This is a genomic window from Chryseobacterium bernardetii (genome assembly GCF_003815975.1).
In the GTDB taxonomy this organism is placed as follows: Bacteria; Bacteroidota; Bacteroidia; order Flavobacteriales; family Weeksellaceae; genus Chryseobacterium; species Chryseobacterium bernardetii.
The window spans coordinates 5,222,406-5,244,858 of the sequence record NZ_CP033932.1 but is presented as its reverse complement, the minus strand read 5'-3'; the positions used below and the strand labels follow the sequence as shown (position 1 = coordinate 5,244,858).

Here is a 22,453-nt window from a genome sequence, read left to right as displayed (position 1 = left end):
ATTGTTTGATTATAGTTAAGAATCTTTTATTGTTTTACCACCTTATTTCCCACTCCGGTAAGCGAAGCATTAGGCTTTCCTGATTTTGTTCCTGAAGCTCTGTAATATACTGTATTGCTGCCACCTTCTATAGCTACATTATCCACATTATCAATGTATACCTTGTTGCCAGTTCCGGAAACTGAAATCTTTTTTGCACTTCCTTTAACGGTTACTGTATTATCACCTCCGGCAACTTCTACATTTCCACCGTTAAGAGTATAATTAAGTTTATGTCCTACACCGTCTACCTGTATTGTTTTGCCATTTGTTTGTTCTACTCCTTTTGTAGATTCCGTTTTTCTGGATTGAGAAAATAGAGTTCCTGTGCCCAGTAGCAGAATAGCTATAATACCTACTTTTTTAATGCTTTTCATATTGAATTTGGTTTTTGTTGAGGATAAATATAAGTACAAAATAATTTTCTCATAGTTAATCAAAAGTTAAATGATTGCTTTTTTGAATCTCACGCGAGATCTATCTCAAAAAAGGTTGCAGAAACAGGCTCTTTTAAAGGTTGTATATTATTTCTGAATTCAATTAAATAAAATTCAAAATGAACTTTGGCAACTATTAATAGTTTGAAGAATATTAAAAAAAATAGGTGTGTTTCTTATAAAAGATAAAATTACGATTAACGCATGTATTTTTTAGATCCAGCTATTTTGAAGACTTGCCGGAAAAATTTAATATTGTTTTGGATTTAGCTCCTTCCATAGGATGTTTTTGCATATAAAAAAATCCTGAAACTGCAGTCAGCAGCAAGAGTACAAAAATAACCAGAACAATTCTTTTTAACATGTCTCTCATATTGCTAAATTTTTAATATCACGAATTTCTAAAGTTGAAGAAGGATACCCTTTTTTTACGGTATTGATCATAGCTTTTCCAACTTCATGTAAAGTTAATGATTTTGAAGGTAAAAAAGTAGGAAAAAACCAAATAAAAGGTTTGAAGAACCATTTTACATTGATCTGACCGTTAACAGGTTTCATAAATCCAGGTCTGAAATTGTAAATGCCTTTGAAGTTCACCTTCTTCAAAGTATTTTCAGTTCTGCCTTTTACCCTTGCCCACATTAGTTTTTCACTTTCTGTGCTGTCTGTACCTGCACCGGACACATAGCTGAATATTATTTCAGGATTTTGGTTTAAAACCGCTTTTGCAAAATGTAAAGTAGTGTCATGAGTGATTTTGGTATAATCTTCTTCATTCATGCCCACACTGCTTATTCCGGCACAAAAGAAACAGGCATCATAACCTTTCAGGTTTTCATCATTTATATCAAGGGATAAAAAGTCCGGAACAAGATATTCTTTAAGTTTTGGATGTTTTTTCCCTGAGGGTTTTCTGCTGATACTTAGTATTTCGGAAACATTAGGATTTTCAAGACATTCCATTAAAACGCCTTCACCTACCATCCCAGTAGCTCCGGTAAGGATTATTTTGATTGGATTCATTGTTTTGCTATTGATAGTTGCATGACGGATGAGAGGTAGAAATTACTTTATAAAAGATAAAAGATAAAAGATAAAAGATAAAAGATAAAAGATGTTGCTGTTAAACAACTATTATGCATGCAGATATCATTATCAATAGGGATGGGCTTAGCCTGGCCTGTTAAAATAAATTAAGATTCCATCGTCCCATGGATTTTGTGTGGAAAAAGAAAAACCGGACAAATTTTGTCCGGTTTTTGAATATAATTGTGCTTGAAACTATTTCTTGTGTTGTAACTGGCTGTAAATATTTTGGATCAAACCATCTGCTACAGAAATTTTCGGAACAAAAATTTTATTGATATCCGACCAGGCCATTACATTATTGAAAATACTTAAAGCATGAACCAATACATCGGCTCTGTCTTCTCTAAGGCTGTATTTTGTCATTCTTTCTTCCACAGAAAGCTCGCTGAACTCTTTGTGAGCCTTTTTCAGATGAGATAAAGACATTGGTTTCCCGTCTTTGGTTTTGCTCATAGAGAACACTTTGTTGATGTTTCCTCCCGATCCGATAGCCACAATTGGCTTTTTACTGACAATATTCTTTTTGATCTCTTCCTTCATTTCTTTCCAGTTATCCAAGGTAACAAGATTGTTGAGAAGACGGATTGTTCCGATATTGAAAGATCTTTCATACACCATTTTACCATTTTCGTAGAAGGTAAGCTCTGTAGAACCTCCGCCTACATCAATATACAAGTAGGCAAATTCTTTGTCAAGACCTTCAGCAACATGGTTTTCGTAAATTAAGGTAGCTTCTTCGTCTCCTGAAATAATTTCAATATTGATACCGGAAGCTTCCTGTACCTGCCTGATGATTTCATTACCATTGGCTGCATCACGCATGGCACTCGTTGCACAGGCTCTGTAATGATCCACTTTATAGATTTTCATCAGATCACTAAAGATCTTCATAGAATCTATGACCATTTTTTCTCTTTCAGGACCTATTTTTCCAACGGTAAATACATCCATACCCAATCTCAATGGGATCCTGAGAAGATTGAGCTTGATGAATTCCGGCTTTTTATTGTTTATCTTTACTTCATTGATGAGAAGTCTGGCTGCATTACTTCCTATGTCTATTGCTGCTATCTTCATTTTTCGCTTGTTTTAGCCTTTAAATACTTATAGGTTTCTATTTGTGATCTGCATTCTTTTTTATCATTCCTTATGTACTCATTGCTTAGTTTTTTATCTAAGATCCTTGCTTTTACATTATCTCTGAGTTGGATATCAAGAATGTCTTTTAATTCTTTTTTAAGGTTTTTGTCAGTTATTTTGGCTGCAGCTTCAATTCTGTAATCAAGGTTTCTGGTCATCCAGTCGGCAGAAGAAATATACATATCTTCTGAGCCTTTATTGTAGAAATACATTACTCTGGCATGTTCCAGATATTCGTCTACAATACTGATAGCCTTAATTTTCTCTTTAAATTCTTTTTGATTAACGGCACAGTAGATTCCTCTTACAATAAGCCTGATGGTTACACCCACTTTGGCAGCATCATACAGTTTTTCAATTAATGATCTGTCACTTAATGAATTAACTTTAACAATGATCTCGGCTTTTCTCCCGGCTTTAGCTTCTTCAATTTCCTTATCAATATGGTGAACAATCTTTTCACGCATAAATTGAGGGCAAACTAATAAATTTTTACAAGTTTTCAAAACCGGAAGGTAATCATCTTTTGGTTTTTTCAATACATTGAACACTTTATTGATGTCTGCCATAATACCCCGGTCAGAAGTGAGAAGCAAATGATCACCATAAATTCTTGCTGTTTTCTCATTGAAATTTCCTGTGCTTACAAATCCGTACTGAATGGTTTTGTTATGTGCTCTCTTTTTGATCACGCAAAGCTTGGCATGAACTTTTTTGCCCGGAAGGCCTACCAGAACAGTGATCCCTTCCGGCTCCAGCATATCTTTCCACTCCAGATTGGATTCTTCATCAAATCTTGCCTGAAGTTCGAGCATTACCGTTACTTCCTTACCGTTTCTGGCCGCATAGATCAGTGCATTGATGATCTTTGAGTTGCTGGCCAGCCTGTAAGCAGTAATCTGTATAGATTTTACATCCGGATCCATTGCTGCTTCACGCAGAAGATCAATCACCGGATTGTATTTATGATAAGGAAAAGTAAGCAGTACATCTTCCTTCATAATAACATCTGTCACCCGTTCTCCATGTTCAAAAGCCTGATGGGTAAAAGAAGTTCTTTCTACAGGTCTTTCATATTTTTCAAAAACATCAGGGAAGTCCATGAAATGTTTAAAGTTATGGATCTTTCCTCCCGGGATAATACTGTCTTTCTTGGTTAAGTTCAGTTTTCTGATAAGGAGTTCCAGCAAAGCCTTGTCCATATCTTTATCGAAAACAAACCGGGTGGGCTTCCCTTTTCTACGGTTTTTAAGTCCTTTTTCTATTTTTTCTGCAAAATTGGTACGGATGTCATTATCCAGATCCAGTTCTGCATCTTTAGTTACTTTAAATGCATTAGCCGCAAACTCATCATATCCGAAATATGAGAAAATATGTGGTAAATTGAAGGTAATTACATCTTCCAGAAGCATTACATTTTTTTCTTCCGGATCTTCAGTTGGAAGCAATACAAATCGTCCTACAAACCGGGACGGAATTTCAATGATGGCATAGTTGCTTGAATACTGCCAGTCTTTTTTCCTCATGGCTACTCCAAGATAAAGGCTTTTATCTCTCAGGTAGGGCATTGGAGTATTTTCGTGAAGAAGAATAGGGATCACATTAGATTCCACTACTTCGTCAAAGTATTTTCTGACAAAATCTTTTTGGGGAGCTGTCAGGTTTTTGGCATTCTTGATAAAAACTTTATGGTCAGCCATTTCAGACTGGATTTTTTTCCAGGTCTTATCAAAATTCAGCTGTTGTCTCATCACCACTTCATTAATTCGCTGAAGAATTTTGGAAGGTGGCTGATAAAAGGATTCGGCAATTACCTTTTCCTTAAAATCCATGGCGCGCTTTAATCCGGCAACACGTACCCGGAAGAACTCATCCAGATTGTTGGAGAAGATTCCCAGAAAACGTATTCTTAAATGCAGAGGAACTTTTTCATCCATGGCTTCCTGTAAAACCCTTTCATTAAAGGCTAACCATGTAATATCTCGTGGATTAAAGTGTAATGACATTCTAAATGTGTATATTTTATCAAAAATAATAATTCGTCCAGTTTCTGCCTCTATTTATTAGATTAAACTTTGATTAATTTTAATATCTCAGAACGGTGTTTTTTGCAATGCAGATCAAGCTTGTTTGATTATAGTACTATAATATTTTTTTTATTTCTTCAATTTTTTTATACATTTTGTTGAAAAAAATAAATCGAGCTTTATTATTGGCAGAAAGTAATTCCGAGTTTTTAAGAATCAATTCAAGGCTTTTTTCATAGTTTCTGCAAACCCTTTCGTCTAATGTGTAGTAATAACTCAGAATGTTATAAGGTAGAAAAAGCATTTTCTGATCTAGAAACTTTATAAAAACCGTATTATTCATAATCAGGAGATCATTCTGATACAGTTTAAAATATACTTGTTTTCCATCTTTTTTCTCATTTACGGCATCATTTTCTATCTGTTTCAGAACTTTCAGAACTTCATCACAAATTTTCATCACACTTTGTGTACTGATCATTTCTAACTGATGAAAATAGATAAGCTGTTCAAGCATGGCATAAATAGTAACATTACTCCATATTTCTGTAGAGCTTACATCATGGTATACTTGGGAGAGTAAAAGCCCTTTTTGTTTAATGTTTTCAGGCACTTCAAACTCTTCAAAACTTATCCTTTTTGAGAAAAAGTCAACGTCCATCAACTTCAGCCATGTATATATTTTGAACTTCTGCAAATTCTTAAACTTCATAAAATAAAAAAGAGGGATATCTTTTGCAGCATAGATAAGCTCAACATCGGGAGTTTCTTTTATTTTTTGTAAATTTTCAATAGAAGATTCAAAATATTTTTCCAAATCATCCATATTATAAATGTCATGCACTTTGCTAACCACAGCATTATTGACATCGGAATCATGGATTGAATCTAAGGAAATACCAAAATGTGAAGCTAAAGCAATACCCTCATTAAGGGTAATGTGGCTTTTTCCACTGATTCTCCTGTAGGCTGTATCGTTAGATAATGATAGTTTATCAATCATAATATCAACTAAGCCTTTTCTTCCTCCTGATTCTTTTAATAGTTTGTCAAAAAGATTTTTTTGATAATTCTTCATAGTCAATTGTGTTTTATTGGTAAATATATCTAAAATTCTCAAAAAAAATACGTCTTTTAGATAATTTGTCTATTAAATGCTATCCATTCAGACGCATTGTCCTTTCATACATTATTTGTTTTAGTGATTTTTGTTAATATATAAAAAAATCAATATTATGGGAAAAAAAGTACTTTTAGTTTTTCTCCTATTAGCATCAATAGGGGATTGAAATCACAGACGCTCATATTTGAGTATGAGACAGGAATAAAACCATATTTCTAATATCAAACAATAAATCCTTTTACATCATGGTAAGCAATAATACAATTAAGATGCTATTGGTACTTTCATTTATGATTTTTGGGAATGGTGCCATAAATGCACAAAAATTAAAAAATATTAAATATTTTAATAAATCAGAGCTAATAGCTTTTCCGTTTAATAGAACATTTATCTGTTCAACTATTTATGAAGCTAATAAAGACTTAAAAAAGATAAGACAGATAGAATTGAACTATGATATGTCCATCCTCTTCAAAGAGGATGGTTATATTGAAGCTACCAACTTTGGAACAAGTAATAAAGATGGACAAACAGGTATAATTTATTTAAAAAAAGGAAAAATAAAAGTGGATGTAATAACCCTGCTATCAGACAGAAGCCACGCAATTAGAACGTATAATTTAAAGATTATTGGTGGGAATATACATTTGATAGAAGATAGATGGATTGGAGGAGATAACCTTAGTTACTTAATTTTTAAAACTGATAAATAACTTCTGATAAATATGAACAAACAATTTTAAAATTAAATTATGAAAAAAACAATATTAATAGGCTTTCTGGCACTATCAACCTCAATCTCTGCCCAAATCAAATCTAAATATGGACTTTCTGCCGGATTGAACATCAGTGGTTTTTCTGGTTCAGATAAACCCGATGGATTTTCTTCTAAAGCCGGATTTCATATAGGAGGGTTTTTATGGAACTACCTGTCTGATAAAATCTCCATAGATGCCGAACTGTATTATTCTCAGATGGGAGCTAAGTTTGAAACTATTGTTCCAACTGTAGATAATACTACATTTACTCTTACAGGAAAAGTAAAATATGATTACATTAGACTTCCTGTTCTTTTTGATTACCATCCAACAGAAGAGTTTTCTATTGCATTAGGTCCTGAAATTGGAGTTTTATTAAAGAATAAAGTAGAATATAATAAGGTCATTAACGGATCCACTACAAGTAATCCTAAAAACGTACAGCAATTTGATGCAGGTTTGAAAGCAAAAATTCAATATATTTTTGCAAAACATTATCTGGCTTCTGTAGGTTATTATCTTGGAATGACAAGAGTGTATAAAAATACTGAGGTCTATCTGCAAAATTCAATCCTGATACAGGAAGCACCTAAGATTTATAACTCTAATTTTGGAATATCTATAGGTTATGTTTTCTAGTATTATATTTTGAATGGCATTCAGCCTGCCAATATTTGTTGTGAAAATATTTCCATATTGAATCATATGAAACCCCAGTTTTATCGGGGTTTTTATTTTTATTGTGTCATTTTGTCATAAAATAGGGTATGGTATAAATGTTGTGAAATAGTGAGTGTAAATTAAATATAAAAATTAGAAAAAAATAAAAATATTATGAGTAAAATAATTGGAATTGACTTAGGAACAACCAACTCTTGTGTTGCTGTAATGGAGGGTAAAGACCCTGTTGTTATTCCTAACGCAGAAGGAAAAAGAACTACTCCATCTATTGTGGCATTTACAGAAGACGGAGAAAGAAAAGTAGGAGATCCTGCAAAAAGACAGGCTGTAACGAATCCAACTAAAACAGTTTACTCTATCAAAAGATTCATCGGTACACACTTCAAAGAAGATGCTGCTGAGATCTCAAGAGTACCTTATAAAGTTGTTGCAGGTCCAAACGATACTGTAAAAGTAAAAATTGACGACAGAGAATATACACCACAGGAAATTTCTGCAATGACTCTTCAGAAAATGAAGAAAACTGCTGAAGATTACCTTGGCCAGGAAGTAACAAGAGCGGTAATTACTGTTCCTGCATACTTTAACGACGCACAAAGACAAGCTACTAAAGAGGCTGGAGAAATTGCTGGTCTTAAAGTAGAAAGAATTATCAACGAACCTACAGCTGCAGCGTTAGCTTACGGACTTGACAAGAACCACAAAGACCAAAAAATCGCAGTTTATGACCTTGGAGGTGGTACTTTTGATATTTCTATCCTTGATTTAGGTGATGGTGTATTTGAAGTGTTATCTACAAATGGTGATACCCACTTAGGAGGTGATGACTTTGATGATGTGATCATTAACTGGATGGCTGATGAGTTCAAAGCTGAAGAAGGTGTAGATTTAAAAGCTGACGCAATTGCTCTTCAAAGATTGAAAGAAGCTGCTGAAAAAGCAAAAATCGAGTTATCTTCTTCTCCACAAACTGAGATCAACTTACCTTATATCACAGCTACAGCTACAGGTCCTAAGCACTTAGTGAAGACTTTAACTAAAGCTAAATTCGAGCAACTATCTGCGGATCTGGTAAGAAGATCTATGGAACCGGTTGCTAAAGCATTAAAAGATGCTGGCTTATCAACTTCTGATATCGATGAGGTAATCTTGGTTGGAGGTTCTACAAGAATCCCGATTATCCAGGAGGAAGTAGAAAAATTCTTCGGTAAAAAACCATCTAAAGGAGTTAACCCGGATGAGGTTGTAGCTATTGGTGCAGCTATCCAGGGAGGTGTATTAACAGGAGACGTAAAAGACGTATTACTTCTTGACGTTACACCACTTTCTTTAGGTATTGAAACTATGGGGTCTGTATTCACTAAATTAATTGAAGCGAATACTACAATCCCAACTAAAAAATCTGAAGTATTCTCTACAGCTTCTGACAACCAGCCGGCTGTAAGCATCAGAGTAGGACAGGGTGAAAGACCAATGTTCAACGATAACAAGGAAATCGGTAGATTCGACCTTACAGATATTCCACCAGCACCAAGAGGAGTTCCTCAAATTGAAGTAACTTTCGATATTGATGCTAACGGTATCCTAAGTGTATCTGCTAAAGATAAAGGAACTGGTAAAGAACAATCTATCAAAATTCAGGCTTCTTCAGGTCTTTCTGACGAAGAAATCGAAAGAATGAAGAAAGAAGCTCAGGAAAACTCTGCAGCAGATGCTAAGAGAAAAGAAGAAGTTGAAATCTTCAACAAAGCTGACGGATTGATCTTCCAGACTGAAAAGCAATTAAAAGAATTCGGTGAGAAACTTTCTGCTGACAAAAAAGCAGCAATTGAAGCAGCTCATGCAGAATTAAAAACTGCTTTCGAAGCTAAAAATGCTGATGATGTTAAAGCTAAAACTGAAGCATTAGATGCAGCATGGATGGCCGCTTCTGAAGAATTATATGCAGCTGGTCAACAGCCGGGTGCAGATGCAGGTGCTCAAAACGCTGGCGCAAACAACGCCGGAGGTGATGATGTACAGGATGCAGACTTTGAAGAAGTCAAATAAGTAGCAATTATCATCGATTAAAATCGATTGAAATAAATTAGCAAATCGCTGTAAATATAATATTTACAGCGATTTTTTTTGTTTTTGTAATTTTTGGGAATAATTGATTTTAGTCATTTTTTATTGTATTTTTGTCTCTTATTTGTACCGCTCGTTATTTGGATAGTATGTGCGTCTTATGCGTCTTATTTTATTTTAGAAGCCAAAAAACAGAAAATGTGCAGGATGTTATTTCAGAATGGGATTTAGTAAATTAAAAATACCGAGGGTCTGTGAGCATTGCTCAAAACCTTTTGAAGCAAAGACAGTTACAAGTCGTTTTTGTTCTACTTCTTGTAACAATAAAGCATTAAAGGCAAAGAAGAAACTTGAAAAAGAAAAACTTGAAAAAGAAATTCTTTTACAAAAATATAAAAACAAGATTGCTGAGGTACAAACAAGGGAATTTATTTCTGTTGCTGAAGCTACAGTTATGTTTGGAATATCTAAAGATACCATTCACAGGTATATAAAAAGAGGAATAATTACTGGAACTAACTTAGGAACAAGACTGACTCGTGTGAAGCGATCAGATTTGGAAGCTTTGTTTTCAGCCGTTGAAATGCCAGAGAAAAAAGAAATAGTAGTTGAGAAACCCAATTTTGAAGTTGGTAATTGCTACACAATTTCCGAAATTAGTTCAAAATTCCATGCTGATCCAGGAACCGTAACAAACCTTATTAAAAGAAACAAAATTCCGACAAAAAAAGTTGGAAGTTTCGTATATGTGCCTAAAAATTTAATCGATAAAATTTTTGACGGAAAATGAAAGAATTATTGAAAACTAAAGTTACAGTAAGATTGCGAAAAGCCGAGTTCCGAAAAGAATGGTTCATTTATTTGGAAAGTTATCCTGTTATTGTGCCTGGTAAAGAGAAAGCACAACGAGTTCGGGAATATTTAAACCGAAGTGTCACAACTGTAGATTTTGACAAAAAAAGGCCTGCAAGAACTACGCAAGATTCAGTTTCATTTAAACCTAAAAGAGATGATAACGGTATCATCATTTGTAAAAGTGAAAATGACCGAGAAACAATGATCTACGCAGATTCTCTTCGCAAATTACGTCAAAGAGAATATGATAATATAGAACTATACAGTGAACTTGACGCAATTAAGGCTGAAGAAAAAGAAAAATCTCAGCAGGATTTTGTTAAATATTTTGATTTGTTAGTCACTAAGAGGCATAAAAACAGTTCAGAATCTATACAAATAAATTGGTATCGCTCCATCAAATTTCTAAAAGATTTTGGAGGTGAAAAAATTGCCTTTTCACAGATAAATACAAAATTCTGTGAAAAATTTAAATCATATCTTTTGACTGCAAAAAATGGAAATAATAAGGAGAATACTATTTCTCAGAATACCGCTTCAACATATTTTTCTGTTTTTAAAGCTGCGTTAAAAGAAGCTTTTATTGATGGTTACTTTACTTCTGATATTTCTGCTAAAGTAAAATCGATTCCACACGAGGAGTCAAGACGAGAATATCTAACTCTAGAAGAACTTAATACCTTGGTTGAAACACCTTGCGAACTTGATGTTCTTAAACGTGCAGCACTATTTTCAGCTTTAACCGGTCTACGGCATTCTGATATTCAAAAACTAACATGGGACGAAATAAGTATTGAAAATGAGCAAGCAAAAATCAATTTCACGCAGAAAAAAACAAAAGGTGTAGAATATATGCCGATTTCTAAACAAGCATTACAGCTTTGTGGTGAAGTAGGCCTTCCTACTGATTTGATTTTTAAAAATTTGACTAATCCAGCTTGGATTTCCCGACCACTTAAAAAGTGGATTGAAAGTGCAGGAATTACCAAAAAAATAACTTTTCATAATTTTAGACATACTTTTGCTACTCTTCAACTTTCAAGTGGAACAGATATTTACACAGTGAGTAAAATGCTTGGTCATACAAACGTAAAAACTACTCAAGTTTACGCAAAAGTTGTAGATGAAAAGAAAAATAAAGCTTCACAAGCCATTCATCTAAAGAATTTACAAAAATGAATTTGAAATATTTCGAATATATAGTTATTTATCTTTCGGTTCTGCTCGTATGTGTAGTTGCGGGGACATTGGCAAGACTTTCTTTTCTTCATAAAGGCGGAGATGAATATACTGCGAATATTGTTTTTTGGTCAATTACAGCTTTCAGTGTTTTGATTTATGGTATTATCATTTTATTTCTGGATGTAATTTTAATAGGTATCAAAAAATTTATACAGAAACGGAAGAATTCAAAAAACAACATGATAAAATCAGTTCCAGCTAATAATTTAGATGAAAAAATTGAGGAGCAAGAAACAATAATCAACGATAATTCATCAATTCTTTTCAACGAAGATTCACAGGAAAATAATTTAGCTCAAACTTCTGTATTGGTAAATTTGGAGTCTATAAGAAAAGTTCAACGTCAAGAAAAGCAACAGATTGAAAATCAAAAATTACAAATAGCTCTTGATTATACCCGCAATCAATTTGCTTTATATGTAACTGACGAAAGTCTTGATGAAATTTGTAAATCAATAAGCCTCTACTCAAAACAAGAAGAAATTCCACTTCACACTTCAGTCGTGACCAAAGAACTTTCAAATCTTGATCTCTATCATTTTGGCTGGAATATTTGGAATCATTTTAAGCCTATAAAACAAGAACAGGTTTCGAAATTATTAAAAACTGTGTTCGTTTCGCTTGATGACATTGATGTTGATACCATCAAATCACATTTAAAGGACGAGCCTAAAAAAGGCACAATCAAAATTCAAGAAAATTTGACATACTAATAAAACTTATAAAAAATTACAAAACATAGTGTTTGTAAAGTGATTCCTCTGTGATTGCGTGTTTACAGCTATCACAGAGGAATCACTTTTTTTCTTTGCACCATAACAATTAAAAACAATTAGTTATGGATAGTAACGAAATTTCATTTGAAAACCTGCCACGGGCAGTCGCACATTTAGTTAGCGAAATCGCAGAGATTAAGTTTCTTGTAGAAAGAAAAGAAGTTCCTATGATTTCTCAAAAGAGAGTTCCGATTGACATTGATGCAGCTTGCCAATTAATTGGCAAAGCAAAACCAACTGTCTACACATTGGTCAGAACCCGAAAAATTCCCTGTTATAAAAATGGGAAGAAACTTTATTTTTTTGAAGATGAACTTTTAGACTGGATTTCGAAAGGTAAAAAGAAAACTCTACAGGAAATTCAATCAGAAGCGGAAGCCAACTTTAGGAAAAATTCGCAAAAGCCAAATATAGGTTCTAATCAAAATCTATTAAGATGAGTAAGAAATCCCCTTATTTGAGAGTTGGAACCACTTACTATAAAAACATAGAAAAGCCTCTAATCTCTGGTGATACAACTTCAGTTTTGGTTCGTTGGAATCGGGAAACAATTATCAACGACCACGGAAAAAGTTTTGTTGGTGATATTCCGAAATATGATGGGTTTTGCTGTATTCCCGAACATTTAGATTATCAGCAAATCGTTAAAGGTTTTTATAATATTTATAATGAAATTCCTTTTGCTCCTTGTTGTGAAAAGGAAGATTTTAAAAACTTGATTCCTTTCTCGTTAAAGTTTGTCGACCATATTTTCGGCGAACAGCTGGAAATGGGTTTGGATTATTTGAAAATTCTTTTACAATTTCCAACTCAAATTCTACCAATTTTATGTTTGGTTTCTAAAGAAAGATCAACCGGAAAATCTACATTCATCAAATGGCTGAAAGAGATTTTCGGTTTGAACATGACCTACATTAAAGGTGATTCTTTTGGAAGTCAATTCAATTCCGATTGGGCAGCAATGTTAGTAGTGGCGATAGATGAAGTTTTCTTTGATAAAAAAGAAATTACCGAACGATTAAAGTATTTGTCGACAACCAATAAAGATAAATTAGAGGCAAAAGGAAAAGACAGAGAAGAAATCGACTTTTTCGCCAAGTTTATTTTGTGTTCCAATAACGAAGAAAATTTCATTCAGATTGATGAAAATGAAATCCGTTTCTGGATTCTAAAAATCAATCCTATTAAAACTGAAAATACCGAGTTTCTTAGCAATCTCATTTCAGAAATCCCCTATTTTCTTCGGTTTTAATTGATCGACCATTTTCAACTGAGAAGAAAACCAGAATGTGGTTTTCTGCCGATGAAATAAGAACTAAAGCACTTCAAAAGTTAGTTTTCAAAAATAATAATAAACTGGAATCTAAGATAATTGAGTTGCTGTATGAGTTTTTTGAAAGTAATAATGATGAGCAAATTAATGTTGTTCCACAGGATTTGCTGAATATGATGAATCGAATGTTCAGACCAACATATTGGACAAGAAATGATATTCGAAATCTACTCAAAGAAACTTGGAAATTAGTTCCACAAACTAATGGTTTGACTTATATCAGATACGATATTGATTTTGCTGGAACCTTTTACCAAAACAATTCAGTTGGTCGGTTTTTCACCATAAAAAAGGATTTTATCCTTGGTAAATATGTTGAACTGTTGAATTAACTGATAATGAAAATAAAATCAAATACTTAACAGTCAACAAAATCCTCAACAAACTTTAAGATCCAACTTTTTGTTGAATGTCTGTTGATTGCTGAAACTCTAGTTTGTTGAATCGTTGAGACTTTGTTGAATATCCAAATTGTATTTAATCAATAGGTTACAATGTTTACTCAACAATTCAACAAAAAATATCTCATTCACAATACGAAAATTTAATTCTATGAACTGCAAACAATTTAACAGCATATCGTTGGAAGAAGTCCTCCTTTCTCTCGGACACCTTCCCACGAAACAAAATGAAAAAGAAGCTTGGTATCTCAACCCCTTTGCCAGCGAATCCCAAGCCTCATTTAAATTAAATAAAAGACTTAATGCTTGGTATCTTCATTCAGAAGGAATAGGCGGTAATAACACCGATTTTATGAAGAAATATTTAAAGACCTCGGTAAATGAAGTTTTGGACTGGGCGAAAAAACAAAATTTTTCTTCTTTTCATCAGCAAGCACAGGTGAAAAAGTCAGAACCAAATTACAGAATTGATGAAATACTGGGTCTCCAAAATCCAAACCTAAAACAATATTTGCAGGGACGTGGATTAAGTCCTAAAATCTATGATTATATAAAAGAAGTACGATTTACAATCGGAGAAAAGAAACTCTACGCAATTGGCTTCGAGAATTTATCCGGAGGCTTTGAGCTTCGCAATTCTTTTTATAAAGGTTCATTGTTGAAAAAGGATATTTCAATATTTAATCTCAATAGTAATGTACAGAATATATTAAATTTTCAAGATAAAAATGTAAAAGGTGTAGCAGTTTTTGAAGGCTTTATGGATGCCTTATCTTTTATAGAAATGCAGAAATCTTTCTCAGGAGAAATTCTCGTAATGAATTCCATTGCTCTTTTAAACAAATCCATAGAACATTTGAAAAATTATTCTGATATCAATCTTTTTTTAGATAATGATAATGCAGGGATGAAATGTAAGTCTTTAATCATAAAATCTTTTCCAGAAGCAAAAGATCATTCGAGTGCCTATTCAAACCATAAAGATCTGAACGAATTTTTGATGCATCGGATAAACAATGATGTCTCGATTAACTTAGGTAAGAATTCTATAAAATTTTCTGAAGCTGATAAAACAGAAGAGAGAAAGCCGGAACCAGAAATTAGAAACTCAAATGGTTTTAAAATGAAACGTTGATAAATCGTGCTGTATGTTTTCACCAACTACCCGCAGAAGTTAGGAGCGCATTCGCAACTTTGAAGGTCGTTCCTCCCAACAAAGTTTCAAATACGCTCTGCGAGGCTTCTAACCTGAGTAAAATAGACTAAGATTGACTGGTAAAAACCTGTGTAAAAAGCACACAGGTCTTTATCAAAGGTGCGCAAAATATGCACAGGTAAATTGGAATTCTGCATAATATTTTACAGCAATTTTAATCAAAGAAATCTTTGATAAACTTTTAAAGATGAAAAATAATGAAGACTTCAATTAATTTTAAAGCTGTCAAATCGGATTCTGAAACTCATAATTTCAGAAAGAAGACTTTTGACTATATACGTAAAGATCTGACATCAAAGAATGAATATTGGATGGAGCAGAAAATAGCAAACCGAATCCAACAAATCGAGGCATACTGTAAAGAAAAGTCCGGAAGGAAATTGCAGAAGAATGCAATGCCAGTTCGGGAAGCTGTAGTTGTTATCAAAGAAAATACAACCATGCTGGAACTTCAAAACTTGGCGAAGAGACTAGAAGAAGAATTGAATATTCGTGTTTTTCAAATTGCTATTCATAAAGATGAAGGTCATACAGATAAAGACACGAAAGATTGGAAACCCAATTACCACGCTCATTTGGTGGCTGACTGGCAAGATTTGGAAACTGGTAAAACACTTAAACATCAATCTTACCACTATTCAAAAATGCAGGATCTGACCGCTGAATGCCTGAATATGGAAAGAGGAATTTCTGGATCGAAAGGAAGATTAGAGGCTATTCAATTTAAAATTCAGCAAAAAGAAGAAGATCTTAAAGTTTTGGAAGAAAGATTCAATACGATGAAATCTGAGATGAGTTCCAAAAAATCGGAAGAGCTGATAGTAAAGGAAAATGATTTTTTAGGTTTTAAAAAAATTAAGACTGACAAAACAATTGCGAATTATCAAAAAGCACTTCGAACTTATAAAAGCACAATTCTTAAAAATAAAACTGAGTTAGAGTCTAAGTCAAAACAAATTACTGAGCTCAATACAAGGGTTGATGATTTAAAAAAACAAGTATATCTATTCAAAAACACAAACGCCGTTCTATTGTCCAACCCGACCGTTTTTGCTTCTGAAAAGAAAAAATTTTTAGATTCTGTTACTAATATTCTTGAAAGAGAAATCAAATTTTCAAGATATAGAAGTCCAAACTTAGATAGAACAAATAATCAAAATTTGATATCGGAAATGGAAAAAATAGCACAGAAAATTTCGAAAGAAAATACGGTTCCATTTGCTGCCTTCAATGAGATTTTTAAAGATACTGAGATTACAAATCAGCTTTTCTCTTTGTTGCAATTCGGTAATAATAGTACAAATTATGAGATCGAGGATATTCCAATTCAAAATAAAAGAAAGATAAAAAGACTCTGATAACCGCAACTTATTGCAGAGTAATTTCTTTTGATTGATAGCAATCAAGGAAGCAAGAAGCCAGGAAGGCAAGAATGCAGGGAAGCAACCAATCAAGTAAACAATCTCGCTGGATTGATTGATGACACCTCTTGTGTTGTAGGATTCTCCTATTGCAATACTTTGCTTTTTGATAATGCTTTCTTCATTTTGAAAAAAAAGAAACCCACGCCGTTGTATACACCAGAAAAAGTATTTAGTTTCCAGTATTTAGTGAGTGTTCAAAACCTCACCCTATGGGTTTACAAGCACCCTCATTTTTTTAGCTATCCGATGATCAATTCGATACCGGCTTTTTCTGCTTTGTATTTTATTTTGGTCTGCAATTCATAATAGCTCCAGTTGCGAAGCACAAACTCCTGTTCTTTTGCAATCCCTATTTTGTTTTCCTGATCTTTAAGAATCAAGGTGCCTGCATGTTGCCGGATGCAGAAATCAATCAGCATCCTGCTGTAAAGATGAAGTCGATGACTGACAAAACGGTTTTCCAGATTCTCTGTTTTGTGCAGTGCCTTCTGTTTCCGTTTGGTTCCATGTCCTGAATGGGAGTAAGCGACTCCGGCTCGAATCCTTTTATTACTGGCTTGGATCGCCAGCCTGCGGTAGAGGAATTCTTCTTTCGAGCCTATATTCATTCGTACATTATTGGCTTTTACCACGATTGGATGTTCTAATGATAGAGTCGCTTCTGCAATGATTTCGGGTTTTAATCCGTGATTTTCCTTTTCAAATTCAAAGACCGCAAGCCAAAAGATCTTACCGTCTTTCAGCTGAACTTGTGAGTTGCACAGCTTGATTTCTTCTCTTAAAAGCCGTTCTAGGACTAAATGTTTATCCGAGAAATCTCTCCCTAAGTAAGTTTTGACAGGAATCGCAAACATATTAAAGCTAAACGCTTTCTTTTGAGTATCGTACTTTAGTTTACTGATGCATTTAACAGGAAGTGGAATGGGAATATCCTTTTTAAAGTTCCTCAGCGATTTTGATCCCTGCCAATAGTCGGCTTTGTTTTTAGAAAAGGTTGATTGGATCGTATTGTTCAGGCATCCCAGAATGTCTGTGGGAATTTCTCCTTTAAAACGATCAAAGACCATTCTTGCAGTAGTTCCTGTCTTTGAGCGGTTAAAGATGCCCATCTCATCCTTCTTTTCATCAGCTAACTTATATTGGATTTCTTCGGTGAGGTAAAAAAAATCCTTGATCATTTCCTGCACATAAAGATGGGAAACAATCAGATTAGCTGCACGGAAGCAGCGGTTCTGATAACGGTAAAGCTTTTCCCACATCTCGCTTTTATTATCAGATGGAACATCAATGACCAGCTGAATTTTTCGGGTCAGGGTTATAGTAGACTTTTCCATATTAAAGCGGTATTTTAGAACGGTTTTGATTTTGCAGGTGCTGATAGGCGTTCAGAAATTCCCGTTGGACTTCTTTTTCCGGCAGTTTGAGTTCTTTTGCAATCACTGCAAAAGAGGATTTCTGTTCAAACCGTTTTTTGATAATCTCGAGTTGCTGACTGCTGAGTTTTTCTGACTGCTCTTCTTCATTGAAAGTTTTTTCTTGTGGTGGCTCAAATGAAGTAACTTTAAGAATTTTACGAAGATCATTTATGGCTCTGCTCACCTCCGTGCTTATGCTTGTCACACTGCTTCCCATAGCTTCTGCGATAGGTTTGAACTGAAAACCATATTCTAGACAAAGTTCTATCAGGTGTTTTCTTTTAGGATTCAAAACGGGTAAGACCTTTATGATTTCATCGAATTTTTTTTGGTCGGATTCCTGGCTATATAAATATTCTTTATTCTTCAGAGGATCATAACCTGCAAGATAATCCTGATAATTCTCAAAACTGTCAAGAGAAGCCATTAAGCGCGTGAATTTATTTCTGGGAGCACTGAGATACGCTATACAATCCCTTTTCATCACAAAGCGTAAAAAGCCTGTAATATGATCAGGTGTTTCAATGCTGTCGCGGTGTAGCCACAATTTAAGGAACGTATCTTGAACAATAGTGTCCACTACAAAATCATCCTTAAGCACCTGAAATCCAACCCAGAAAAGAAGTCTCTTGTGGCGCAGATGGATGTGTTCGAGAGCGGTGGGATTGCCTTTTTTCATCAGTTCATATAACTGATGATCAGTCAACATTCGGGGCAGAAAGTGTTTTTTCTTCATAAGCGGTATATTTTCAGCTTAATTATTGCTAAAAGGAACTGCTTAGATTTCAGGACGAATTATCTGCACCATTTATACACTATCTCACTGCATCATGTCCGCAAATAAATGGCGTGAAACTCAACATATCCGAACTGGGGCACTGGTATACCTTATATGCAGATAAGTGAGCTCACGCCTAGGTCGTGAGCTACCTTACTTATCCTCTCGCATATTAAAAAGTACCAGTTTTCAGTTCGAGATTCTAAGCAATAGCTTCTATATTTCTTTGAAGTATCGCAAAGTTACATTTCAATAACTTATTTTACAAATATAAAGAAATTTTCTAAAATATGTACTATAGTACATAATATTTTTTGATGTTTTTTATTCACTTTGATTTATGAATGAATCATTAGACGAAATAGAAAGATATGTTATAAAACGTGTTAAAGAAATACGAGAATCAAAGAGCATTACCCAAGAGGAACTCTCTCTTTCTATTGGGAAGAATATTGGATTTATTTCACAGATAGAAGCTCCTTCTAAAAAAGCTAAGTATAATCTAATACATTTAAATTTAATTGCAATAGCTTTAGGATGCTCCATTAAGGATTTTCTTCCTGATGAACCGATCCGAGATAATAAATACGATATTAAAGCAATTAAAAGTAAAAAATCCTGACGATAGTTAGGATTTTCTTTTTTTAAAGATAAATCTTTGAAAATTCAGTGAAAATACTGAATTCTCATTTTGAAGTTATTTTTAAATTTGTGCATTTACGGATTTCATGCCAAGGCCGCCGAATCTTATCGTGTTAATTTATTTTTTGAATGCGATCAGATATTTCAAAGAATGAATTTTGGAGATAAAATGCCTGATAGTGTGAAAGAAGAAATTTTTAAAGCACTAGCTAACGATGAAAAGGTTTCTTTTGGTGATAAATTCTCTACCAAACATAGAGCAGAGAATATTTTTAAAGTACTACAGCAATATCTTAAAAAGTAGTGACTGAAAGATAGTAATTAATGATTTAATTTAAATCAGAAAAAAACAAAATAAAGTGATATAGATTTTAAGAAGAATAAATTCATGAAAAATATAATTTACCTTATTACGTCTTTCTTTAATGGGAAGCAGTGAAAAAGAAGAAATAACAAAATATCTATTGGATGTTCTTACTCGAATTAGATTCTTTTTCAGAATGTAAAATATTATATAACAACTTTAAATAAAAAAACTATTCTATGAAAACTAACGAAAAAATTGATCTCGCCGGAAATCTCTTAAATTTTATTAGTGATAATAATACATACTCTGATTTAGAAGATGTAAGGAGTATAACAATTGATAGTATTGCTCAATCAGTACAAAGTTTTCTTATTTCTATAATCTTATCGAAAGAACTTGAAAACATAGATTATGTCCAAGCTAAGATATATGATAAATATACAAGTGCCGATCTTGAAACCTTAGGTCATAATTTCGATGGTTTTATAAAAGATGCCGTATTTACAAAGCTCTTTATTTCTACAGAAATTAATTTCAGAACAATTGCCCGGCATCTGGAGGCTAATCCTGGCAGTATCAACAAGACTTCAATAAAAGCGACTTTTGAGAAATTACTTGATACAAACGTTACAAATTTGTTTTCTACCATTGATGCTTACGAGAAAGATATCATTATTTATTTTTTCTACTTAAGAAATACTATACATAATGTAGGCATACATACAAACCCAAATCATTCAATTGAAATAGAGGATAAGACGTCAGTTATTAATACTGCTAAAGTGAAATTGGAACTTATAGAAAACCAAACTAATAACATTAATTATAAAGATTCCTTATTGCTATTTGAACAAGTAATCAAAGTTTTAATAAAATTTAATTCTTTACTTCCTGTAGGACAACAGATAAAACATCCATTGGCGGACTTCGGATATAATTAATTTAATAAAATTAACGTTTATTAACATTTGTCATTCTTTTCGAATACACCTTTTGGTCAAAACGAGCCGAACAACGACATTAAAAGTTGTAAGCATTATTTAACAAATTAAGCATTACGAGTAACGCAAACAAAGACAGGCCAAGTAAAACTGGGAATCCCTCTGGAGGAAGCATAGGAAATAATCCTCCAAGAACTTCCAGTAGCGGGATTGATAAAGAAGATTTAGAAACAACAACGTAATTTATTTCATTACGGTCGAATCCTCTTCAAATAAATAATTTTGAGACAGTTAATTTCATGGTTTATGAGAAAGCATTGGAGTTTAAAACTTGGTTACTTCAAACGATTAAAGACTTAAATGAAAGAGATACAATTGAAATATCTGGTTATAATATTTCCTTTAAAAATATCTCCACAAGAGAAATTAAATTGCGCTCTAGTGATATTAAAATTGATATTTTTAAGTATTAGACGCTTAATTTTAAGCAAATAAAGTATAGAAAATATTTAGCAAAAATAGGATGAATTCTATCATTAAGAGAAAATAAAATAGCTGAAAGAGAGAGGTAATGAAGTAATTATTGATCTTTATAAACATAACGATGAAAATTCTTTATAGTATATTTAAGTTTGAAATATTACTTTATAATTATGGAAAGATATATCCAGATGGATTTTGGTTATGCTTATAATTTAGCAGGTCACCTAAAGAAAAAAATATTGGAAAATAATCAAGATGATTATATTCTTGATTTTATTGATTTAGACTTGGAAAAAGCAGTTAAGCCAAATACAAATACAATACTACATACATATATAAAAAACGAGTTGTTTTTTGAAATTGAATATATTGGACAAAAGGGTGATCCTGATACCTTAGCTCCTGAGTGGGAAAGTCTGCTTAAAGCTTATAAATGTAAAATTAAAAAGAAGAAAAAGAAAAGTTCTGAATATATACACTATTTGGAGCATGAAATAAAAAAATATTTAATTCCCAAAATAGCTAATGAAACATTTCAATTATTATTTGGCGATAGAATGTTTTGTCTTTCATTTAATAAGTTAATTGCAGATTATATTAAAGATCTTAAAACAGAAGATTTTCCAGCTTATTTAAAAAGTGATGGAAAAGTAAAACGTTGCAGTTATTTCCCAACTTGGGTGCAAAAAGCAGTTTTTTTAAGAGATCGAGGATGTTGTGCTATTTGTTTGAATGATTTGAGCGGACTCCTAAAAACTGATTTTAATAAAGAATTAGATCATATTGTTCCTTTAAATTTAGGTGGAGTTAATGATATATCTAATCTGCAATTGCTTTGTAAAAAATGCAATAATAAAAAGTTAGGTAATAAGATTATTACTTCAAAATTTTATCCGGTATATTTTCCTGTTGAGATTTAGAGCTACTAATGTTTGGATTATAAATGATTCTATTAAAGATTCTCACCTATTAACTAACCTACCGTCAATTGCTGACTTTGGAATATATAATATATCAGACTATAAATTCAAAGGAGAAATCGTGGCAGATCCTGATTTCTTTAAGTGGAATACTTGGAAAAATTCTTTTATTTAATTTGTAAGCAATTTTCAATACTTGTTTTTTTTAACATCTATACATTTTGAAAATGGAAGTCAATTGCGTGTTTTATACGGAGATAATTTTACTTCAAAATTTATAATTTAGTCTAGTAAATAATTAAAGTTAAATCTAAATATCATGAACTTAAATCAAACTATACAATGTCCTGTATGTATTG

The 22,453-nt window shown here is 33.0% G+C and carries 20 protein-coding genes and 1 pseudogene; 14 read left to right on the top strand and 7 right to left on the bottom strand.

Translation table 11 applies throughout. The features are described from left to right. Positions 1-26: 26 nt before the first annotated feature. From EG339_RS23740 to EG339_RS23720, 5 genes are all read right to left on the bottom strand, one after another. Positions 27-416, bottom strand: coding sequence for a DUF3060 domain-containing protein (locus EG339_RS23740; RefSeq protein ID WP_123872529.1), 390 nt, complete (start codon positions 414-416; stop codon positions 27-29). Between the two features lie 429 nt (positions 417-845). After that, the gene (locus EG339_RS23735) at positions 846-1,499 is read right to left on the bottom strand and encodes an NAD-dependent epimerase/dehydratase family protein (protein ID WP_123872528.1); all 654 of its coding nucleotides are present in this window, start codon (positions 1,497-1,499) and stop codon (positions 846-848) included. 258 nt (positions 1,500-1,757) lie between these two features. After that, entirely contained in the window at positions 1,758-2,642 is an 885-nt protein-coding gene (locus EG339_RS23730; RefSeq protein WP_123872527.1) for a Ppx/GppA phosphatase family protein, read from the bottom strand. After that, positions 2,639-4,711: a polyphosphate kinase 1 gene (gene ppk1 / locus EG339_RS23725; RefSeq protein ID WP_123872526.1), complete on the bottom strand. Its 2,073-nt coding sequence runs from the start codon at positions 4,709-4,711 to the stop codon at positions 2,639-2,641. The genes EG339_RS23730 and ppk1 overlap by 4 nt, the downstream gene beginning before the upstream one ends. 136 nt (positions 4,712-4,847) lie before the next feature. Next, positions 4,848-5,810 (bottom strand): hypothetical protein, encoded by a 963-nt coding sequence (locus EG339_RS23720; RefSeq protein WP_123872525.1) that lies wholly within the window; start codon positions 5,808-5,810, stop codon positions 4,848-4,850. Between the two features lie 290 nt (positions 5,811-6,100). On the opposite strand from EG339_RS23720, the gene EG339_RS23715 reads away from it, so the two are divergent. The 10 genes and pseudogenes from EG339_RS23715 (at position 6,101) to EG339_RS23670 (ending at position 16,542) form a co-directional block, all read left to right on the top strand. Beyond that, positions 6,101-6,568: a hypothetical protein gene (locus EG339_RS23715; protein ID WP_123872524.1), complete on the top strand. Its 468-nt coding sequence runs from the start codon at positions 6,101-6,103 to the stop codon at positions 6,566-6,568. Between the two features lie 39 nt (positions 6,569-6,607). Further along, entirely contained in the window at positions 6,608-7,252 is a 645-nt protein-coding gene (locus EG339_RS23710) for a porin family protein (RefSeq protein WP_123872523.1), read from the top strand. A 195-nt stretch (positions 7,253-7,447) separates the two neighbouring features. Beyond that, positions 7,448-9,343, top strand: a complete 1,896-nt coding sequence (gene dnaK, locus EG339_RS23705; protein ID WP_123872522.1) for a molecular chaperone DnaK — start codon at positions 7,448-7,450, stop codon at positions 9,341-9,343. A gap of 238 nt (positions 9,344-9,581) precedes the next feature. Beyond that, positions 9,582-10,151, top strand: coding sequence for a helix-turn-helix domain-containing protein (locus EG339_RS23700; RefSeq protein WP_123872521.1), 570 nt, complete (start codon positions 9,582-9,584; stop codon positions 10,149-10,151). Further along, the gene (locus EG339_RS23695) at positions 10,148-11,395 is read left to right on the top strand and encodes a site-specific integrase (RefSeq protein WP_123872520.1); all 1,248 of its coding nucleotides are present in this window, start codon (positions 10,148-10,150) and stop codon (positions 11,393-11,395) included. Before EG339_RS23700 ends, EG339_RS23695 begins: the two co-directional genes overlap by 4 nt. A gap of 2 nt (positions 11,396-11,397) precedes the next feature. Beyond that, entirely contained in the window at positions 11,398-12,171 is a 774-nt protein-coding gene (locus EG339_RS23690) for a hypothetical protein (RefSeq protein ID WP_123872519.1), read from the top strand. A gap of 125 nt (positions 12,172-12,296) precedes the next feature. Then, the gene (locus EG339_RS23685; protein ID WP_123872518.1) at positions 12,297-12,674 is read left to right on the top strand and encodes a helix-turn-helix domain-containing protein; all 378 of its coding nucleotides are present in this window, start codon (positions 12,297-12,299) and stop codon (positions 12,672-12,674) included. Next, positions 12,671-13,899: pseudogene (locus EG339_RS23680) on the top strand (primase-helicase family protein). The gene EG339_RS23685 and the pseudogene EG339_RS23680 overlap by 4 nt, the downstream one beginning before the upstream one ends. A 220-nt stretch (positions 13,900-14,119) precedes the next feature. Then, positions 14,120-15,103, top strand: coding sequence for a toprim domain-containing protein (locus tag EG339_RS23675; RefSeq protein ID WP_123872517.1), 984 nt, complete (start codon positions 14,120-14,122; stop codon positions 15,101-15,103). A gap of 278 nt (positions 15,104-15,381) precedes the next feature. Next, a complete protein-coding gene (locus EG339_RS23670; RefSeq protein ID WP_123872516.1) occupies positions 15,382-16,542 on the top strand; it encodes a hypothetical protein in 1,161 nt (386 codons plus the stop codon). A 305-nt stretch (positions 16,543-16,847) separates the two neighbouring features. On the opposite strand, the gene EG339_RS23665 is transcribed toward EG339_RS23670, so the two are convergent. Beyond that, positions 16,848-17,942 (bottom strand): hypothetical protein, encoded by a 1,095-nt coding sequence (locus EG339_RS23665; RefSeq protein WP_123872515.1) that lies wholly within the window; start codon positions 17,940-17,942, stop codon positions 16,848-16,850. A gap of 1 nt (position 17,943) precedes the next feature. Continuing rightward, positions 17,944-18,759 carry an RNA polymerase sigma factor gene (locus EG339_RS23660; RefSeq protein ID WP_123872514.1) on the bottom strand — a complete coding sequence of 272 codons (816 nt, stop codon included), beginning with the start codon at positions 18,757-18,759 and terminating at the stop codon, positions 17,944-17,946. A 382-nt stretch (positions 18,760-19,141) separates the two neighbouring features. Between EG339_RS23660 and EG339_RS23655 the strand changes: the two genes are divergently transcribed. The 4 genes from EG339_RS23655 (at position 19,142) to EG339_RS23645 (ending at position 22,094) form a co-directional block, all read left to right on the top strand. After that, positions 19,142-19,423, top strand: coding sequence for a helix-turn-helix domain-containing protein (locus EG339_RS23655; RefSeq protein ID WP_080780217.1), 282 nt, complete (start codon positions 19,142-19,144; stop codon positions 19,421-19,423). A gap of 171 nt (positions 19,424-19,594) precedes the next feature. Then, positions 19,595-19,747, top strand: a complete 153-nt coding sequence (locus tag EG339_RS24425; RefSeq protein WP_164466483.1) for a hypothetical protein — start codon at positions 19,595-19,597, stop codon at positions 19,745-19,747. A gap of 239 nt (positions 19,748-19,986) precedes the next feature. After that, positions 19,987-20,691, top strand: coding sequence for a hypothetical protein (locus tag EG339_RS23650; protein WP_123872513.1), 705 nt, complete (start codon positions 19,987-19,989; stop codon positions 20,689-20,691). Positions 20,692-21,344: 653 nt separating this feature from the next. Further along, positions 21,345-22,094, top strand: a complete 750-nt coding sequence (locus tag EG339_RS23645; RefSeq protein ID WP_080780215.1) for an HNH endonuclease — start codon at positions 21,345-21,347, stop codon at positions 22,092-22,094. Positions 22,095-22,453 lie beyond the last annotated feature (359 nt).

What these genes read in the sequence shown, in the direction of transcription:
- EG339_RS23740 (WP_123872529.1), bottom strand. Translation starts at nt 416, where the DNA reads ATGAAAAGCATTAAAAAAGTAGGTATTATAGCTATTCTGCTACTGGGC.
- EG339_RS23735 (WP_123872528.1), bottom strand. Translation starts at nt 1,499, where the DNA reads ATGAATCCAATCAAAATAATCCTTACCGGAGCTACTGGGATGGTAGGT.
- EG339_RS23730 (WP_123872527.1), bottom strand. Translation starts at nt 2,642, where the DNA reads ATGAAGATAGCAGCAATAGACATAGGAAGTAATGCAGCCAGACTTCTC.
- ppk1 (WP_123872526.1), bottom strand. Translation starts at nt 4,711, where the DNA reads ATGTCATTACACTTTAATCCACGAGATATTACATGGTTAGCCTTTAAT.
- EG339_RS23720 (WP_123872525.1), bottom strand. Translation starts at nt 5,810, where the DNA reads ATGAAGAATTATCAAAAAAATCTTTTTGACAAACTATTAAAAGAATCA.
- EG339_RS23715 (WP_123872524.1), top strand. Translation starts at nt 6,101, where the DNA reads ATGGTAAGCAATAATACAATTAAGATGCTATTGGTACTTTCATTTATG.
- EG339_RS23710 (WP_123872523.1), top strand. Translation starts at nt 6,608, where the DNA reads ATGAAAAAAACAATATTAATAGGCTTTCTGGCACTATCAACCTCAATC.
- dnaK (WP_123872522.1), top strand. Translation starts at nt 7,448, where the DNA reads ATGAGTAAAATAATTGGAATTGACTTAGGAACAACCAACTCTTGTGTT.
- EG339_RS23700 (WP_123872521.1), top strand. Translation starts at nt 9,582, where the DNA reads ATGGGATTTAGTAAATTAAAAATACCGAGGGTCTGTGAGCATTGCTCA.
- EG339_RS23695 (WP_123872520.1), top strand. Translation starts at nt 10,148, where the DNA reads ATGAAAGAATTATTGAAAACTAAAGTTACAGTAAGATTGCGAAAAGCC.
- EG339_RS23685 (WP_123872518.1), top strand. Translation starts at nt 12,297, where the DNA reads ATGGATAGTAACGAAATTTCATTTGAAAACCTGCCACGGGCAGTCGCA.
- EG339_RS23675 (WP_123872517.1), top strand. Translation starts at nt 14,120, where the DNA reads ATGAACTGCAAACAATTTAACAGCATATCGTTGGAAGAAGTCCTCCTT.
- EG339_RS23670 (WP_123872516.1), top strand. Translation starts at nt 15,382, where the DNA reads ATGAAGACTTCAATTAATTTTAAAGCTGTCAAATCGGATTCTGAAACT.
- EG339_RS23665 (WP_123872515.1), bottom strand. Translation starts at nt 17,942, where the DNA reads ATGGAAAAGTCTACTATAACCCTGACCCGAAAAATTCAGCTGGTCATT.
- EG339_RS23660 (WP_123872514.1), bottom strand. Translation starts at nt 18,759, where the DNA reads ATGAAGAAAAAACACTTTCTGCCCCGAATGTTGACTGATCATCAGTTA.
- EG339_RS23655 (WP_080780217.1), top strand. Translation starts at nt 19,142, where the DNA reads ATGAATGAATCATTAGACGAAATAGAAAGATATGTTATAAAACGTGTT.
- EG339_RS24425 (WP_164466483.1), top strand. Translation starts at nt 19,595, where the DNA reads ATGAATTTTGGAGATAAAATGCCTGATAGTGTGAAAGAAGAAATTTTT.
- EG339_RS23650 (WP_123872513.1), top strand. Translation starts at nt 19,987, where the DNA reads ATGAAAACTAACGAAAAAATTGATCTCGCCGGAAATCTCTTAAATTTT.
- EG339_RS23645 (WP_080780215.1), top strand. Translation starts at nt 21,345, where the DNA reads ATGGAAAGATATATCCAGATGGATTTTGGTTATGCTTATAATTTAGCA.